General features: G+C 74.4%; 14 protein-coding genes. 6 read left to right on the top strand and 8 right to left on the bottom strand.

Annotated elements, in window-relative coordinates; all coding sequences use genetic code 11:
• Positions 1–92: 92 nt before the first annotated feature.
• Complete coding sequence (locus tag WMF19_RS11860; RefSeq protein WP_437899179.1) at positions 93–1,454, bottom strand: MFS transporter; 1,362 nt, start codon at positions 1,452–1,454, stop codon at positions 93–95.
• A 356-nt stretch (positions 1,455–1,810) separates the two neighbouring features.
• Between WMF19_RS11860 and WMF19_RS11855 the strand changes: the two genes are divergently transcribed.
• The 6 genes from WMF19_RS11855 to WMF19_RS11830 all read left to right on the top strand — a co-directional run bounded on the left by WMF19_RS11855 (position 1,811) and on the right by WMF19_RS11830 (position 10,940).
• On the top strand, positions 1,811–3,094 hold the full coding sequence (locus WMF19_RS11855; protein ID WP_437899178.1) for a hypothetical protein: 1,284 nt from the start codon (positions 1,811–1,813) through the stop codon (positions 3,092–3,094).
• A 155-nt stretch (positions 3,095–3,249) separates the two neighbouring features.
• Entirely contained in the window at positions 3,250–4,467 is a 1,218-nt protein-coding gene (locus WMF19_RS11850; protein WP_437899177.1) for a hypothetical protein, read from the top strand.
• Positions 4,468–5,499 carry a diacylglycerol/lipid kinase family protein gene (locus WMF19_RS11845; RefSeq protein WP_437899176.1) on the top strand — a complete coding sequence of 344 codons (1,032 nt, stop codon included), beginning with the start codon at positions 4,468–4,470 and terminating at the stop codon, positions 5,497–5,499. It begins immediately after the preceding gene.
• 140 nt (positions 5,500–5,639) lie between these two features.
• Positions 5,640–7,304: a protein kinase domain-containing protein gene (locus WMF19_RS11840; RefSeq protein WP_437899175.1), complete on the top strand. Its 1,665-nt coding sequence runs from the start codon at positions 5,640–5,642 to the stop codon at positions 7,302–7,304.
• A gap of 7 nt (positions 7,305–7,311) precedes the next feature.
• On the top strand, positions 7,312–9,930 hold the full coding sequence (locus tag WMF19_RS11835) for a Kelch repeat-containing protein (RefSeq protein WP_437899174.1): 2,619 nt from the start codon (positions 7,312–7,314) through the stop codon (positions 9,928–9,930).
• Entirely contained in the window at positions 9,927–10,940 is a 1,014-nt protein-coding gene (locus tag WMF19_RS11830) for a hypothetical protein (RefSeq protein WP_437899173.1), read from the top strand. The genes WMF19_RS11835 and WMF19_RS11830 overlap by 4 nt, the downstream gene beginning before the upstream one ends.
• Before the next feature lie 15 nt (positions 10,941–10,955).
• On the opposite strand, the gene WMF19_RS11825 is transcribed toward WMF19_RS11830, so the two are convergent.
• From WMF19_RS11825 to WMF19_RS11795, 7 genes are all read right to left on the bottom strand, one after another.
• Positions 10,956–11,432, bottom strand: coding sequence for a hypothetical protein (locus WMF19_RS11825; protein ID WP_437328779.1), 477 nt, complete (start codon positions 11,430–11,432; stop codon positions 10,956–10,958).
• Positions 11,433–11,799: 367 nt separating this feature from the next.
• The gene (locus WMF19_RS11820) at positions 11,800–12,930 is read right to left on the bottom strand and encodes a hypothetical protein (RefSeq protein WP_437899172.1); all 1,131 of its coding nucleotides are present in this window, start codon (positions 12,928–12,930) and stop codon (positions 11,800–11,802) included.
• A gap of 130 nt (positions 12,931–13,060) precedes the next feature.
• The gene (locus WMF19_RS11815) at positions 13,061–13,435 is read right to left on the bottom strand and encodes a response regulator (protein WP_012234686.1); all 375 of its coding nucleotides are present in this window, start codon (positions 13,433–13,435) and stop codon (positions 13,061–13,063) included.
• Between the two features lie 55 nt (positions 13,436–13,490).
• Positions 13,491–14,933 carry a HAMP domain-containing sensor histidine kinase gene (locus WMF19_RS11810; RefSeq protein WP_437899171.1) on the bottom strand — a complete coding sequence of 481 codons (1,443 nt, stop codon included), beginning with the start codon at positions 14,931–14,933 and terminating at the stop codon, positions 13,491–13,493.
• Entirely contained in the window at positions 14,930–15,616 is a 687-nt protein-coding gene (locus WMF19_RS11805) for a response regulator transcription factor (protein WP_272101733.1), read from the bottom strand. Before WMF19_RS11805 ends, WMF19_RS11810 begins: the two co-directional genes overlap by 4 nt.
• A gap of 58 nt (positions 15,617–15,674) precedes the next feature.
• Entirely contained in the window at positions 15,675–15,920 is a 246-nt protein-coding gene (locus WMF19_RS11800; RefSeq protein WP_437328776.1) for a hypothetical protein, read from the bottom strand.
• Positions 15,921–15,928: 8 nt separating this feature from the next.
• Complete coding sequence (locus tag WMF19_RS11795; protein WP_437899170.1) at positions 15,929–16,471, bottom strand: Spy/CpxP family protein refolding chaperone; 543 nt, start codon at positions 16,469–16,471, stop codon at positions 15,929–15,931.
• Positions 16,472–16,726: the final 255 nt, after the last annotated feature.

Raw genomic sequence — 16,726 nt, 5'->3', positions numbered from 1 at the left:
GCATTTTTGCGTCTTTGCGCCCTGGCGCCTTTGCGTTGAACTCTCTCCCCGCTCGCGAGGCAGATCCCTGAGGGGGTTCCGACCCGCGGTAACTAGTCTCGCGGCACCAGGCGCGACAGGACGACCCCCGGGATCGACGCCGCGAACGCGATCGCGAAGAACGCGGTGAACCCCACGCTGGCGGCCAGGTAACCGCTCAGGCTGCCGGCGAACGTCGCGGAGACCGACATGAGCGCCGACCCGATCGCGAAGTGCGACGACTTGTAGCCGTCCACGCAGCGCCGCATGAGGAACACCGCGAGCACCGCCGTCCCGATGCCGGCGGCGAGCTGCTCGAGCGTGACGAGCGCGACGACCCACGGGAGCGCCGGCCGCGCCCACGCGAGCGCCACGTACAGCAGGATCGCCGAGCTCTGCACGAGCGCGATCGGGAAGATGGTCCGCGCGAGCCCCCACCGCTTGATGATCACCCCGCCGAGGATCGAGCCGGCGATCGAGGCGACCGTCCCGACCCCGCCCACGTTGCCGCGCGCCGCCGTGTCGAGGCCGAGGCTCTTCAGCAGCGGCGACGACATCGCGAACATGAGCGCGTCGCCTGCCCGGTAGCAGAGGATGAACGCCAGGCTCGACGCGATCTTCGGCTGCCGGAGGTACGCATGGAACGGCTCGATGTAGCGCCGCAGCCCGGTCGCTGCTGGCGCGGCGCCGGCTCCGGGCGCGGCGCCGGCTCCGGGCGTCGCGGCCGGGCGCGGCAGCCCCGCGGCGTGCGCGATCGCGAGCAGCGCGAGCCCGCCTGCCGCGACGCCGAACGCAGCGCCAAAGGACGCCCAGCCCGCGAACGCCACCAGGAGCGCGCCAGCGAGCAGCGCGAGCCGGTACGCGCCGACCCGCAGCCCGGAGAACGCCGCCTGCGCGTCCTTGTCGAGCGCCTGCAGGTAGAAGCCGTCGACCGCGATGTCGTGCGTCGCCGCGGCGACGGCGACCGCCCCGAACAGCGCCGCCACGAGCCAGATCGCGCCGCTGTGCGCCGCCGCGGCGAGCCCGAGGACGATCGCGACGAGCGCGATCTCGGCCCCGACGAGCCAGCGCCGCGGGCTGCCGTGGAGGTCGACCAGCGGGCTCCAGAGGAACTTGAGGTTCCACGGGAGCCCGTAGAGCGACGTCAGCCCGATGATCTCCAGGCTCGCCCCCGCCGCCGTGAAGAACTCCCCCGCCACCTTGTGCGCGATCGCGTAGGGAAGGCCCTCGGCAAAGTAGGTCGACGAGATCCACAGGCCGCGGCCCGCCCCTCCCGCCGCGGCGTCGGGCGCCGCCGCCACGCCGGACGACGCGGCCTCGCCGGGCGCCTCCGAGGAGGCGCCACGCCTCGGCGGCTCCGCTCCCTGCTCGGGCAGCGCGGCGCGCGCCGGGACCGCGGGCTCGACGGGCTTGTGGGATGTAACGGCAGCCTCCACGCCTTCTCCGCACCCTTACACGATGCGCCCCGGGACGGAGCAAGTTCCGGGACGCCCGACCGCCGTGCCCGACGGCGGAAGCAAGCACGACGCCGTGAGGCCGCGACGCCGCGAGGCGGCGAGGACGCAGCGGACTCCATCGCGAGCGACGCTGTGGTATCGGTCCGGCATCTGGTTTAAACGGTGAACTGCATGCGACGGGCTCACGCTCCCTCGGTGTCCCCCTGCCGTCACGGCGGCGACGCCGATCGTGGCGCTTCGTGCCGCTCCGGCCGTGCGGCAGCGCTCGCGCGCGCCGACCTCGCGCCGACACGGCCGGCGCCTTGCCCATCTCCGGTCTTTCCGAGGGAGCCAGCGTGAACGAGTACACCCGGCGCGAGGAGGTCCGCGCCACCTTCATCGCCTCGGCCATCCTCGTCCTGTGCATCGCCGTGGCGGTCCTGCGGCTCGTCACCGTCGAGGGCAGGCTCGTCCCCGACCCGGGCGCGCGGCGCCAGGCCGAGGAGTCCGAGGCCCGCGTCGCGCCCGCGCGGGCGTGCGCCCTCGCCGGCGAGAAGCTGATCGTCGAGATCGACCTGTTCAAGGCGGCCGCGAAATCGGCGCGCATGCCCGACCCGGGCCAGGCGCCCCCCGCTCCGCCGCCGCCGCCGGCGACGACCACGAAGGGGCGGGCGCCGCGCAACGCGCCGCCGCCGCCGAAGCCCAAGGAGCCGGACAAGCAGGGCGCGTGGGCCTCGGCCCAGCCGCTCTACAAGCAGGCCAAGACCCTGGCGGGCTGCCGCGAGGCGACCGAGGCGCTCCTCGGGGCTCGGGTGAGCGCCATCCCCGCCTGGGAGGCCATCGTCAAGGCGGCCGCGATCACGCCGCCAGGCGCCGCGGAGGCCGAGCAGTTCGAGGCGGCGAAGCAGCTGCTCTCGCTCCTCGGCGACATCCCGGCCGACAAGGTCGCGCAGGCCACGAAGGACGCCGAGGCCGCGTTCAAGGCGAGCGCGGAGCGCGACAGGGAGCGCGCGCTCACCGCGATGGTCCGCGAGCCGCTGCCCCAGGGCGTCTTCTCGCGGCGCGTGGCCGTGAGCGTCGGCGTCGGGCTGACGGTCTGCGCCCTCTTCATCAGCTACCTGGGCGTGCGGGCCGCCTCGATGCGCCGCCTCGCGACGCTGCTCCCGCTGCGCGACGCGGTCCGCAGCGGGCGCCCGGGCATGCAGGCCGCGGAGATCCTGAAGACCGCCGCGGCGCACAACAGCGGCGAGCCCGGCCTCGTGATCGGCGCGGCCATCGGCGGGTTCTCCGCGGCCCTCCTCGCCCCGCGGGACGCCGACCTGTTCGTCGCCGGCGTCATGGCGGGCCTCCTCATCGGCCTCGGCGCGCAGTGGGCCTTCCGCCTCGCCCTCGGCGCGGGCCGCTGGCGCGGCCGCACCACGGAGCTCGCCGAGGTCGAGAAGCCGGCCATCCCCATCGTGCTCGTCCTGAGCGGCGTGAAGCCCGGCCTCGAGCTCGAGTTCATCCAGTTCCTGCGCTCGCTGCCCCCCACCGACGCCGCGGCGGCGGTCGAGAAGCTCGCCTCCCAGGCCGAGGAGCGCATCCTCGCCGCCGCCGACGCGGGCGCCGCCCTCACCCAGGGGAAGCCGCCGCCAGGGTGACGCCGGCAGCGTGACGCCGGCCGGCGCGGGGGGCGCGCCTGCCCCCTGACGGCCACAGAACTCCCGCGGGGTGTCGCCGCGAACACACAGCGGCGGCGGCCCTGCACCGAGCGCTCGATCCGCACGCCGTTCCATGGAATGGAGGCGCTCCCGACATGAGACACCCCCTGCAGGCTCGCCGGCCGTCCGGGCGATGGGCGCTCCTCTCGCTGCTCGCCGCCACCTGGTGGCTCGCCGCGCCCCCTGCAGCGGCGCAGGACACGGCCGCTCCGAAGGCCGCGGCGCCGCAGGCCGACGACGCTCCGCCCGCGACGCACACCGCCGCGCTGCAGGCCGATGCGCCGCTGGCCGTAGCGCCGCTGGCCGACAGCCCTCCGGCGGCGGGCGGCGCGCCCCCGACGGACGGGGCAGCCGGCGCCGGTGCGCCGGCGGGCGGCGCGGACGGTGCGGGTGGCGCAGGCGGCGCGGCCTCGGACGCCGGCCAGCGCAGCGCGGCGCGGCGCGACAGGCCCGGGGCGACGAGCAGCCGCGCCGCCCCCTCGAAGAAGCGCCGCGGGGACATCAACCCGTGCATGACGCCCGATCCGGGCTGGGGCGTCTACGACCCGTGGTCCCGCGCGCCCTCGATCGGGCAGATGATCATGCCCCACCGGGGCGGGGTCACGAAGCGCGGCGGCTTCGACGTCATCATCCACTTCCACGGCCACGAGGCGCTCCGGAAGGAGTTCGTGAAGACCGCCGAGGGCGCCGTCCTCGTCGGCATCGATCTCGGCATCGGCTCCGGCGCGTACTCGAGCGCGTTCTCGGCGCCGTACGTCTTCGAGAACCTGCTCGACAGCATCGAGCGCGCCGTCGCGAAGAAGACCGGCAAGAAGAAGGCCTACATCCGCAAGCTCGGCCTGTCGTCGTGGAGCGCCGGCTACGGCGCGATCGAGCAGATCCTGCGGCAGCCGGCCGGCAAGCGGGTCGACGCCCTCGTGCTGCTCGACTCGCTCCACGCCGGGTACGCGGACGAGCAGCAGCACAAGCTCAAGGTCGCGCAGATCGAGCCGTTCATCGCGTTCGCGAGGCGCGCCGCGGCGGGCGAGGCGTTCATGTTCATGAGCCACTCCTCCATCCTGCCGCCCGGCTACGCGTCGACGGCGGAGACGGCGAACTTCATCGTGCAGCAGCTGCGGGGCAAGCCGAGGGGCTCCTCCCGCGCCGACGTGCTCGGCCTCGACATGATCCTGCGCTTCGACCGCGGCGATTTCCACGTCCGCGGGTACACCGGCGACGACAAGCCCGATCACTGCGCCCACATCGGCCTGATGGCGGACGTGGTGCGGATCCACCTCAACCCGCGGTGGAAGTCGCCGCGAGGCCGGCGCTAGATGGGCGGCATCGGCGTCATCATCAACCCCCGCTCGCGCCAGAACCTGAGCGATCCCCGCGCGGCGGTCCGGCTCGCGCGCGCGCTCGGCGATCACGGCGTCGTCCGCGCCGCGCGCTCCCGCGAGGACCTCGCCCGCATCGCGGAGGACTTCAGGAAGCTCTCCATCGACGTGCTCGGCATCTCCGGGGGCGACGGCACGAACCACGTCACCATCACCGGCTTCCTCGACGTCTACGAGAACGAGCCGCTGCCGCCGATCGCCTTCCTGCGCGGCGGGACGATGAACACCGTGGCCAACGCCGTGGGCGTCCCCCGCGGGCGCCCCGACGGCCTGCTCGCGGGGCTCATCGCCCGCTACACCGACCGCGGCCGGGACCCGCTGCGCTGGGTCGAGCGCCACGTGATGCAGATCGGCGCCCACTACGGCTTCATCTTCGGCACCGGCTGCGTCCACGGCTTCATCGCCGAGTACAACCGCAGCGAGGAGCGGAGCGCGCTCTGGGCCGCGAAGGTCCTCGCCCGCGCGAGCGCCGCGGTGCTCCTCAACACGGGCACCCAGGTCGCCGCGCGCTGGCAGGGCCGCGTCCACTTCGAGGACGGCTCGGCGTTCCCGGACCGCGACTACCTCGCCGTCGCCGCCGGCACGGTGGACCAGATCGGCCTCGGGTTCCGCCCGTTCCACCGCCACGACGAGCGCCCGGAGAGCTTCCACATGCTGGGCATCCACACCTCCGCGCTCGGCTTCGTCAGGAAGCTGCCCGACATCTGGCGAGCGCGGCCGATGGGCGAGGCGCACACGTTCGAGAAGATCGCCCAGCGCGCGGTGCTCGAGGCCAGGTCGGGCGTGGTCCACTACGTCTGTGACGGCGACGTGCACGAGCACGCGGGCCCGCTCACCGTGCGCATCGGCCCGCGGGTGAAGATCCTCGTGGAGCACAAGTCCGGCCATCGCCCCGCCCGCGCCCGGCGCGCGTCGCACGATGTGTGCACCCGCGGCGAGCGCGCGCATCCCTGCGGAATCGTACGCTGATCATGCACGGATCACGCGCTGACCCTGCGCCGCCGGCGCGCCGACGCGCGGGCAGGCAGCGGCGCGCGGGCAGGCAACGACAGACGGGTGCGCGAGACCATGGCTGTGGGAGGCCAGCAAAGTTAGACTGCGATCGCTCCATGCCGCCGCGCACCATCTCCGCGCCCGCCTCGTCGACGGACTCGACCCCGCGGCCCGAGAGCGCGAGCCGCTCGTTCGCGGCTTCTGCGGCGTTCCCGCGCGGCAGCGCTCCGGGCTCGCTCGATCCGGAGCTGATCGATCCGTCCCTCGTGACACCGCCCCCGGAGGCCAGCACGCCGTCGCCCGCTCCGGGACGGGCGGCGCGGCGCATCTACCGCGAGGGCGACGTGATCGGCGGCAAATACCGCCTGCGCTACGTCCTCGGCGAGGGCGGCATGGGGATGGTGTGGCTGGCCCACAACGACGTCCTCAACATCGACGTCGCCATCAAGTTCATCCGGCGCGAGGTCAACTCGACCGAGGCGACGGTGCGCCTCCACCAGGAGGCGCGCGCCGCCGCGCGGATCGATCACCCCTCGATCGTCCGCGTGATCGACTTCGGGGAGTCCGATCACCGCGATCCGTACATCGTGATGGAGGTGCTCCGGGGGGAGCAGCTGGTCGAGGCGATCGAGCGCAAGAAGCGCTTCTCGCCCACGGGGGCGCTCCGCATCCTCCTGCCCATCGCGAGCGCCGTCGCCGCGGCGCACGACCGGAGGATCGTCCACCGCGATCTCAAGCCCGAGAACATCTTCCTCGTGAAGAACGATCGCGGCGATATCACCCCGAAGATCGTCGACTTCGGCATCGCCAAGGTGTGGAGCGAGACGGCGAGCGGCGAGATGACCAAGGCGGGCACGGTGCTCGGCAGCCCCGATTACATGTCGCCCGAGCAGGCGCGCGGCATCACCGACGTCGACGGGCAGACCGACGTCTGGGCGTTCGCCGTGGTGCTCTACGAGACGATCACCGGCCAGAAGCCGTTCCAGGGCGGCAACTACCACGACCTCGTCGCGGCGATCCTCGTCAAGGATCCGACGCCGATCACCGCGCTCGGCGTGGGCGACGAGGCGCTGTGGGCCATCATCGCGCGCGGCCTCGGGAAGGAGCGCTTCAACAGGTGGCGGACCATGCGCGAGATGGGCGTTGCGCTCGCGCGGTGGGCGACCGAGAACGGCGTCGTGGAGGACGTGACAGGGACCTCGCTCGCCATGCACTGGCTGAGCGACGGCGAGCAGCGGCCCCTCTCCGAGCGGCCTGCGGTGCGTGCGCAGCAGCGGCGCCTCTCCGAGCGGCCGGCGTCGGCGGTGCGGGCGCAGAGGAGCAGCGAGGACCACCTGGAGGTCGCTGTACACCCTGTGCACCACGAGGCCGCTCGCCCGAGCGGGGACCGGCGGCGCGTCGCCATCGTCGCGGCGGCGGGGCTGGCGACGCTCTTGATCCTCGGCGCCGCGCTGTTCTCCCTGCGCGCCATGAACGCGCGGGACGGCAGCGCCGAGCCCGCGCCTGCGGCGCCGACCGCCGCGTCGCAGGCCGCCGCCGCACCATCGACAGCACAGGGCCCCGCGCCCGAGAGCCGCCCCGAGCCGGCGCGCACGGCCGAGCCGCAGCCCTCGGCCGGCGCGCCCCGCCTCGGACCGGCGGAGGGCCCCACCGCGAGCGCCCACGCGCGGGAGCCCGCGCCGGCTCCCCGGAGCGCCGGCTCCCGACGGACCGCGCCCTCGCGGGCGGGCGCGAAGACCTCTGGCGCCGCCTTGCCGGTCCCTTCCCGGCCGAACTTCTAGCGTCGCGATGTCTTCCCAGGAAAGCCCCGCGCGCGAGGCGCGACATGGAAGGTCCACGGCCGGCGCGCGCTGGCCGCTGCTGCTCGCGCTGGCCGTGCTCACCGGCGCCTGCTCGCTGCTCGCGGAGAGCGCCCTCTCCGACAAACCCTCCGAGGGCGGGCAGGACGCGACCTCGACGGGCGGCGGCTGCGCGCCCGACTGCCCGGACGGCGCCTGCTGCGGCGGTACGTGCGTCGCGCTGGACACGGACCGGGAGCACTGCGGCGCCTGCGGCAACGCGTGCGGCGACGGGGAGTCGTGCTGCGGCGGGTCGTGCACCAGCGTGCTGAACGATCCCTCGCACTGCGGCGCGTGCGGCGCGGCGTGCCCGAACACCCTCTGCGTGGGCGGCCACTGCTCGTCCGAGTGCGTCTTCGGCTTCGACAACTGCGACGGGAACGTCGTCACCAACGGCTGCGAGGTCGATCTCACGAGCGATCCCGAGCGCTGCGGCGGTTGCTCGCTCCGTTGCCCCTCGGGCGCCATCTGCGCCGCGGGGCAGTGCGCCTGCGCGCCGCCGCTCCTCGACTGCGACAACCTCCACGACACGGGGTGCGAGATCGACGGCTCCTCGGATCCCGCGAACTGCGGCGCCTGCGGCGTCACCTGCGGGCCGAACATGGCGTGTCAGGCCGGCGTGTGCGGGTGCGCTCCGGGATACGCCGACTGCAACGGCTCGCCCGACGACGGCTGCGAGGCCACGCTCGGGACAGAGGCGGACTGCCGGAGCTGCGGGGATGCGTGCGCGGCCGGCATGATCTGCGATGGCCGCAGCGGCTGCGCCTGCGCGAGCGGGCGCCTCGACTGCGACGGCGCGCCTGGCTGCGAGGCGATCGGCATCGACCCGACGACCTGCGGAGCGTGCGACGTGCGGTGCGCGCCGGACAAGGCCTACTGCGACGGCGCGGCGTGCGCCGCCGGCTGCGCCCCGGGCCTCGCCGCGTGCGACTCCTCGTGCGTCGACACGCAGGTCAGCCCGTTCCACTGCGGCGCGTGCGGCGTCGCCGCGGGGCCGCACCAGCGCTGCGACCGAGGCGAGCTGGTGTGCGACGAGGGCTTCGCCGACTGCGACCCGGTCGCCCCGGGCTGCGAGTCCGACCTCACGAGGGACCCGCGGCACTGCGGCGCGTGCGCCACCGCCTGCAAGCCGGGCGCGGTGTGCGCCTCCGGCGCGTGCGCGTGCGGGGCGCTCACGCCGCACGACTGCGGCGCGGCCTGCCGCGCCTGCTGCTCGGACGAGGACTGCTCGGACGGCGACGGCTGCACCGCCGACGTGTGCGAAGACGGCGGCGCGAGGTGCAAGAGCACGGGCTGCGCCGACGGAGAGCAGTGCTGCAGCCTCGTCGCGTGCCGCCAGTGCTGCACCAGCGCGGACTGCAGCGGGGGCGACATCTGCTCCGGCGGCGCCTGCATCGCGCCGTGCGGAGGCGGCCTCGTGGCCTGCGATGGCACGTGCGTCAGCCTGGGCTCGGCCGAGCACTGCGGCGCGTGCGGGAACGCCTGCCTGAGCGGGCGCGAGTGCCGCACCGGCAAGTGCACGCCCGAGTGGGCCCCGATGACGAGGCTCGGCGCGCCCGCGCCGCGGCAGATGGCCGCGGCGACCTGGATCGGGAGCGCGCTCTTCCTGTGGGGCGGCCGCACGTCGGCCGGGGACGTGGGCGACGGGGCGCTCTACGATCCGGCGCGCGACACGTGGTCGACGCTGGGCAACGAGGGCGCCCCCTCGCCGCGCGTGCTCGCGGCCGCGGCGTGGACGGGCTCCCGGGTGCTCGTCTGGGGCGGCGGCTCGTTCACGAGCTTGTTCGGCCTGTCCACCGGCGGCGTGTACGACCCAGCGGCGCGGACATGGCGCGCGATGAGCACCACGAACGCCCCCGCGGCGCGGCGGATGCCGATCGGCGTGTGGACCGGCACGCGCCTCCTGATCTGGGGAGGCTCCGCGGGCGGCGCCCCCGTCGCCGGCGGCGGGCTCTACAACCCGGTCGCCGACGCATGGACGCCGGCCTCCAGCGCCGGCGCGGCCCCCGCGCGCGAGGGCGTCGCGTGGGCCTGGTCGGGCACGGAGCTCTACGTCTTCGGCGGGCGAGCCGGCGACGCGACAACGAACGAGGGGTACGCCTACAACCCCACGACCGACGTGTGGCGGTCGCTGCCGAGCGCCGACGCGCCGAGCCCGAGGACCGATGCGTTCGCGGTCTGGATGGGCGATCGGCTCCTCGTCTGGGGCGGGCAGGACCAGGACGGCAACGCCCGCAAGAGCGGCGCGATCTACGATCCGGCGGCCGACGCGTGGCGCGGGATCGACGACAAGGGCGCCCCCTCGGATCGCAGCCGCGCCGAGCGGCGCACCGGCTGGACCGGGTGGACCGGCGCGCACGCCCTCATCGCCGGCGGGCGGAGCGGCCTGACGTTCAGGCGAGACGGGAAGCTGTACGATCCGATGATGGCAGCGTGGGGAGCGAGCATGTCGGCCGCGAGCAAGCAGCACACCTTCGGCGTGGGCGTGTGGACGGGGACCGAGCTGATCTTGTGGTCCGGGCTCGACGGGCCCTCGCTGGTGCCCGAGGGGGAGCGGTTCAGGCCGTGACGCCGCGGCGGACGCGTGCGCTCTCGGGCGTCGTGGCGCTCCTCGTCGCGGCCGCGATGCTCGCCGCGCCCGCGCCCGCCGCGGCGCAGAGCGCGGCCGACGTCGCCGTCGCGCGCGAGATCTTCATCGAGGCCTCCGAGCTCGCCAGGCAGGGCCGCTGGGAGCAGGCGCGGGAGCGGTACGAGCGCTCGCTCGCGATCAAGCGCGCGCCGATCACCCTCTACAGCCTCGGGGTGGCCCAGCAGCAGACGGGGCAGCTCGTCGAGGCGCTCGAGAACTTCCGCGCGTTCCTCGTCGAGCCTTCCGCGCAGGCGACGAAGGGGTACGAGAAGCTCGCGCGGCAGGCGATCCAGGAGCTCGAGCGCAAGGTCGCGGCGCTCGAGCTGCGGCTCTCCCCCGGCGACGCCGCCGGCCTCGAGGTGAAGATCGACGGCGTCGTGGTGCCCGCGGCGGCGCTCGATCGCCCGCGCCCGGTCAACCCGGGGGATCACACGGTGACCGCGAGCGCGCCGGGCTACCGCGAGGCGGAGCGGAGCGTCGCGGCGGCGCCGGGGAGCCGGGCCGTCGTCGTGCTGAGCCTCGAGCGCGAGGTCGTCCCGCCGGCAGCGCCCGCCGGGCCGCGGGTGTCCTCGACGAGCGCTCCGGCGAGCGTCGCTCCGATCAGACCGGTCCTGCGCGGCGCCCCGCCGAGCTCCGCGCCCGACGCTGCGCAGAGCCACGTGGTGCCGATCGTGCTGCTCGCCGGCGGCCTGACCACCGCGGCGGCCGGCGCGGCCATCGGGCTGCTCGGGGTCGCGAGCGCGTCGGACGCGCCGACGCGGGACGGGGACGCCGCCGACGCCGCGCGCGCCCAGGCGCTCGCGGGCGACATCGTCGTGGGCGCCGGCCTCCTCGCGGCGGGCGTCGGCGTGCTCGTGATGATCTTCGACCGCGATCCCGCCGGCGCCCCGCGCAAGCAGCCCCCGCCGCGCGCCGCCCTCGATCCGTTCCGCCTCACCGTGCGCTTCTGATCTCCGATACGGGAGCTAGGCCTTCGGCATCTCCCTGCGGTCGAGGTTCACCACGACGAACGCGCCGTAATTCAGGACCGTGAGCGAGTCCTCGTCCACGATGAGCACGCGGACGCACTGGGGCGGAGACGGCGCGAGCAGGTCGACGTACGGATCGAACGGCGCCTCGTCCGTGGGCGGCAGCACGGCGTGCAGGAACTCGTGGAGCCGCGCTCGATGGTCGACGATGACGCTCGCGCCCGGCGCCTCCGCGCTGCCCCGCGCGTCGATCCGGAACAACGCCCGGCGCGCGGCCGGGGACACGACGAGGATCGCCGCGTCCGTCACCTCGATCTCGCTGGACGTGCACAGCCGCTCCACGCGACGGCTCACGGCCTCCTCCACCGTCTGGAACAGCCGCAGCCGCCGGCGCTGCCCTTCCGTGAGGCCCGGCTCCTCGATGTAGGCCTCGAGGCTGCACCCGCGCATGTTCCGCTCGCACCCGTACGTCATGCGTCTGCACCGTGGCTCGGTCTGCTCACCCGCCTCTGGCAGCCGGGTCGGACAGCCGTCACGCCTCCCCGCACGGGCGCTCATGCACGGGATTAGCCAACCCCCCCTGCACAGCGGCGCCGCTCCAGGATTGGCCGTGGCTGCCATGGTTTCCATGGCTCGCGGGCAGCGACCGGGACGCACACCTGCGTCCTGGAAGGCGGCACGGCTGCGCGGCGGGAGATGCAGGCGCGAACGCCCGCACCTTAGTGCACAGCCGCCAGGGCGATGCGCTCACACCGCCCGATGCACGAGAGCCGCTCCGTGTGCCCCGGGCGGCAGGACGTGGCGCTGGCGAGAGCTGCCGCCCTCGCCCAGCGGACCGGCGCTACGGCGCTGCCGGCGGTGCGAACTTCGCGGAGAGCTCCACCTGGGCCACGCTGCGCTGAGCGGCCTGCTGGGCGCTGGCGCCGGGCGGCACAAGCAATGCCTGGAGCCGCTGCGAGGCGTCGGCCACGCCTGGCGCAAAGCTCGACGGCGACCAGGTGAGCGTGCCCTTGCCCGAGGAGTCGAGCCGGTCGATGGTCATCGTGATCTCCCCGTTCGGGCCCGGCAGCTTGAGGTCGGCCCCTTCCGCGTACTGGCGCGTGTCCACGCTGAGCGAGACGGCGCCTGCCTCCACCTTCTCGATCTTGAAGACCCGGTACCGCAGCACCGGCAGCTGCGCGCCCGACGCCACCACGCGATCGGTGACCATCCAGTAGGCGCCTGCGCCGACGGGCTTGTCCGGGAGCGGCGGCGTGAGGAGCGCGATGGCCTCCCCGAGCGCGCCGATCAGCGGCTGGAGCCCTGGATCCGCGTCCTTGGAGAGCTCGAACTGGAGGTTGCCGACCACGTTCGCCGGCGAGAGCTCGTACCGCAGCGCGCTCCCCTTCAGCCTCGCGAGCGCGTCCGCGAGCTGCTTCGGCGGGCCGCCGACCGACATCGAGGCGAGCGTCGCCGACGCGATCTTCGCGATCACCTTCGTCGGAGCCGCGCTCGCCGCGGGCGCGGCCGCGCCCTCCTTGGGCGCGTCCGCCGGCTTCTCCGCCTTGAAGCTCACGCCGAGCTCCAGGTTCGGCAGCCCCTGCGGCCCGCCGAGGCGCAGCCCGAGCGTGATGTCGAGCTTCTGCTCGGATTTCGGGTCGGGCTTCGCGGCGAGCCTGGTCCGCGGCTCGCTGCCGTCGCTGATGACCTCGATCTTGTAAGGCACGTCCTTCGGGAGCGCGGCGGCCGCGTCGGACGCCGAGAACACGCCGCTCTCCGGCGGTCCATCCGCCGGGCCGCCCGCCGCTGGCCCCTGCTTCTCGGTGCTGCCCGACGCCGCCTCCGCGAGCTCCGCGCCGAGCTTGCCGCCGACGACGGGCAGCGCCGGGCCGGCGTCGAGCGCGCCAGCGTCGGCGGCGACCTGCGCCTTGCTCTTTTCCCCCTCGCAGCCCGCGAGCCCCGAGAGGGCGACCGCCGCGAGCGTCGAAGCCATGACCCAGCGCCACCGAGTGTCCATGACGGCCGGGTGTAGTCAAAACGGGCGCCATCTTCCAGCGCTCCGTTACGTCGCGCGTCGCGCGTCGAGCCGGACGGACGGCTCCCGTCGAGGCGGGGCCGCCGCTTCAGGCGCGCCGCGCGGCCTTGAGCCCGCCGATGTGCTCCAGGAGCTCGAGGGGCCGGAACGGCTTGGCGTAGTAGGCGGTCGCGCCGAGCTTCAAGGCGCGGGCGCGCGCCTCGTGATCGTCGAGGGCGCTGATCACGATGATGGGGAGGCTGGAGGTGCCCGGGTGCGCGCGGAGGCGCTCGCAGACCTCGAAGCCATCCATGCTCCCGGGCAGCATCAGGTCGAGCAGCAGCACGTCGAAGGGCTCGGTCAGGGCGCGCTCCACCGCCTCGCGGCCGGTGCCCACGCCGATCACCTCGTGACCACTCGCTCCGACCAGCGCCTCGATCATGCGCCGGATCGCGTCCTGATCTTCGCAGAGAAGGATTCGCATGGTCGCGAGCACGGGGAGCGTTGCACCCGCCCCATCGCGCGGTCAAGCGGGAACGCTACGCGCGGCGAGGGCGGGCGTCTGTGTCTGCTCGGTCTGCCACGTTTGCTCCGCCTGCGCCTGCTCCGGTTGCTTCCCTGTCGCGTCGCTGTGGGCGCGCGGCGCTGGTCGGCGGACGCAGCGCGAGCTCGATGCCGACGCGCGCCCCGCCGCCCTCGCGGCGCTCGGCGAACGCGCGGCCCCCGTGCGCCTCCGCGATGCGCTTGCACAGCGCCAGGCCGAGGCCGAGCGAGCCGCGCTCGGCGCCGCTCTCGCCGCCCGCCGCCCGCTCGCTCCGGAAGAACGGCTCGAAGATGCGCGTCTCCTCCCCCTCCGCGAACCCGGGCCCGCGGTCCTCGACCTCGAAGACGACGCTGCGCTGGCCGCCGGGACGGACCCTCAACCGCTCGGCCCCGCCGGCGTGCGCGCGCGCGTTCTCCAGCAAGTTGGCGAGGGCGCGCGCCAGCAGCGTCGCGTCCGCCTGGAACGCCGGCGTCCCCTCGACGACCTCCAGCAGCGTCGGATCCAGCCCGGCGCGCTCCAGGGCGCGGATCCCGGCCTCGGCCGGGTCGAGGCGGGTCACGGTGAGGGCCGCGAAATCGAGGCGCGAGCTGGCCAGGAGGTCGCCGACGAGCGCGTCGATCTCCATGACCTCGCGGTCGAGGTCGTCGAGCACGCAGGCGCTCGGTCCGTTGCCCTCGCGGGCCATCTCCGTCAGCAGGCGGATGCGGGCGAGCGGCGTACGGAGCTCGTGCGACACGGCGGCGAGGAGCTCTCTCTGGTCGGCGAGCTGGCGCTCGATGCGCGCGGCCATGTCGTTGACCGCCTCGGCGACGATCCCGACCTCGCCCTGCTGCCCGTGGCAGTCGAGCCGGACCCGGCTCGACAGCTTGCCGGCGCCGATCTCGTGGGCGACGTGGGCAAGATCGACGAGCGGGCGGGCGAGGCGGCGCGCGATGAGGCCGGAGGCCCCCCACATGACGATGGCCACGGCGAGCAGCGGCAGGGCGAACCGGAGCGACCCGCCGGAGCGGCCGCGCGCGGGGCAGAGGAGCACGGAGCCGAGCGGCCCCGCTTCGTCACGGACCGGGGAGACCAGGGTCTGCGCCCGGCAGGGCTGGCCGTACCTCGCGAGCCGCCGCCCTGTCGCGTCGATGAGCTCCAGGTCGATCTCGAGATCCTCGGCGAACCCGCGGGCGAGGGCGTCGCGGGCCGCGGGATCGGCCCATACCCGCTCGAACTCGTGGGCCACGAACGACTGGGCGCGGGCGTGCTCGCGTCGCCAGCCGGAGTTGCCGACGCGATCGATGGCCCCCATCGTGGCGACCGCGGCGAGCGCGGTGATCAGGATGGTGGCGCCGAACCACATGAAGAGCCGGCGGTGCAGCCGCGCGCTCAGGAAGCGGCCGATCGAGACCTTGCGCCCGTTCTCGTAGAGCCAGGATCGGTACCGCCTCCTCACACGCGGTCCTTGGCGAGCACGTAGCCGACGCCGCGCACCGTCTTGATGAGCCTCGGCGACCTCGGGTCGTCGGACAGCTTCTGCCGCAGGTGCGAGATGTGCACGTCGACCGTCCGCCCCCCGACGTTGACGTCGCCGCGGCCGGCCTCCTCGAGGAGCGCCTCGCGGGCGACGACGCGGCCGGCGCGCCGCGCGAGGGCCACGAGGATGTCGAACTCGATGCCGGTGAGATCGGCGGGCTTGCCCGACACGGTGACGACGCGGCCGGGCACGTCGATGGCGATGTCGCCGGCCACGATCCGCTCGCCGGCGGCGTCGGGCGTGGCCCGCCGGAGCACCGCGCGGAGGCGCGCGAGCAGCTCGCGCGGGCTGAACGGCTTCGCGATGTAGTCGTCGGCGCCGATCTCGAGGCCGACCACGCGATCGGCCTCGTCGCCGCGGGCGGTGAGCATGAGGATCGGCATCGAGCTCTTCTGCCGGATGCGGCGGACGACCTCGATGCCGTCCATGCCCGGCATCATCACGTCGAGCAGGACGGCGTCGAAGGTGCCCGCGGCGAGCGCCGCCAGGCCGCGCGCGCCGTCGCACGCGACGGTCACCGCGAACCCGTTCTGCTCGAGGTAGCTCGCGAGCAAGGCGTGGAGCCGTGTGTCGTCGTCGATGAGCAGGAGCCGCAGCGCCATGGAAGGACCCGTGGGGCAGGTGCGGCGGCGACCGGCCGCCGCTCACCCCTTGTATAGCTCAGGGACCCGCGCCGGTGTCGGGGTCGGCCGCCGCGGGCGCGTGGGCCGCGCGCGGGGCGCTCCGCGGGCAGGACGGGCAGGAGCGCTCGGCCTCCCGCGCGGCGTCCACGCAGATGGACGCGACGTGGCGCTGGAAGGCGTCGCGGCGGGCCTCCGCCCGGCAGCGCAGCGAGGAGAAGCCGGAGGCAAAGCCGGCGACGGTGCCGAGCGCGAGCAGCGCGATGGTGATCTGGCGTCGCATCATCGTCTCCTTCACGCCCACCGGCCGTGGGTCCTGTAGGGATCGTCGCCGCGCCACCCGGGCCTGCCGGACCACATGTCGCGGAACGCGGCCGGCCCGATCTCGATGAGATCGGCGAGCTGCTCGCGCTGGCGGTCCTCGAGCACGGCGTGGACCTTCGCGAGCGCGCCGACCGCGGCCTTGCGCAGCGACTCGATGGCCGTGTCATGGCGCGCGAAGAGCTCGCCGAGGCGCGTCTCGTCGAAGCTCGGGCTCCGCATCGCCGCAGCGACGTCCGCGCGCGTGCCGCGGATCTCGCTCCGCTGGGCCTCTGCGGCGGAGCGGAGCTCGTCGATGGCCGCGACGATGACCTTCTCCTGCGTCGGCGTGGTGCCGAGCCGATCGAAGAGGAAGGACAGGAAGAAGCGACGGCGGAAGCCGTGCCCCCCGAAGCCGCGCCGCCCGAAGAAGCGCGATCCAGCGCCCCAGGGCGCACCGCAATCACCCCTGTAGCCGCGCTTCAGCGTCATGAAGAGGCCTATCAGACAGGCCGTTCCAACCACGAATCCGAACATGATGAGTACCCTCCGTGAGCGTCTCCGCCGTCGATCCGTGCACGGGGCATGTGCGCGCGGCTTCGGCTCGTCCGAACGCGGGCGCCGCCCCGGGCAGCAACGACCGGAGCCGCAGACGCGCGGCTCCGGGACACCTCGAAGCTGCGCAGCGCGTGTGAAGGATGTTCAGGACCGTGTGTGAAGAAGCATGAAGATCGCCGCGGGGAGCGCGGCCCCATGACGGAGCGGCGCGCCCAGCGGGTGCGGAGCGGCGCG

Source organism: Sorangium sp. So ce124, assembly GCF_051525235.1.
In the GTDB taxonomy this organism is placed as follows: domain Bacteria; phylum Myxococcota_A; class Polyangia; order Polyangiales; family Polyangiaceae; genus Sorangium; species Sorangium atrum.
The sequence above is the reverse complement of the archived record's forward strand: the minus strand, read 5'-3'. Positions and strand labels throughout refer to the sequence as shown.

Bases quoted from the DNA above. Each gene is read 5' to 3' on its own strand.
- WMF19_RS11850 (WP_437899177.1), top strand. From the start codon at position 3,250: ATGAGACACCCCCTGCAGGCTCGCCGGCCGTCCGGGCGATGGGCGCTC.
- WMF19_RS11845 (WP_437899176.1), top strand. From the start codon at position 4,468: ATGGGCGGCATCGGCGTCATCATCAACCCCCGCTCGCGCCAGAACCTG.
- WMF19_RS11840 (WP_437899175.1), top strand. From the start codon at position 5,640: ATGCCGCCGCGCACCATCTCCGCGCCCGCCTCGTCGACGGACTCGACC.
- WMF19_RS11835 (WP_437899174.1), top strand. From the start codon at position 7,312: ATGTCTTCCCAGGAAAGCCCCGCGCGCGAGGCGCGACATGGAAGGTCC.
- WMF19_RS11825 (WP_437328779.1), bottom strand. From the start codon at position 11,432: ATGACGTACGGGTGCGAGCGGAACATGCGCGGGTGCAGCCTCGAGGCC.
- WMF19_RS11820 (WP_437899172.1), bottom strand. From the start codon at position 12,930: ATGGCTTCGACGCTCGCGGCGGTCGCCCTCTCGGGGCTCGCGGGCTGC.
- WMF19_RS11815 (WP_012234686.1), bottom strand. From the start codon at position 13,435: ATGCGAATCCTTCTCTGCGAAGATCAGGACGCGATCCGGCGCATGATC.
- WMF19_RS11805 (WP_272101733.1), bottom strand. From the start codon at position 15,616: ATGGCGCTGCGGCTCCTGCTCATCGACGACGACACACGGCTCCACGCC.
- WMF19_RS11800 (WP_437328776.1), bottom strand. From the start codon at position 15,920: ATGATGCGACGCCAGATCACCATCGCGCTGCTCGCGCTCGGCACCGTC.
- WMF19_RS11795 (WP_437899170.1), bottom strand. From the start codon at position 16,471: ATGTTCGGATTCGTGGTTGGAACGGCCTGTCTGATAGGCCTCTTCATG.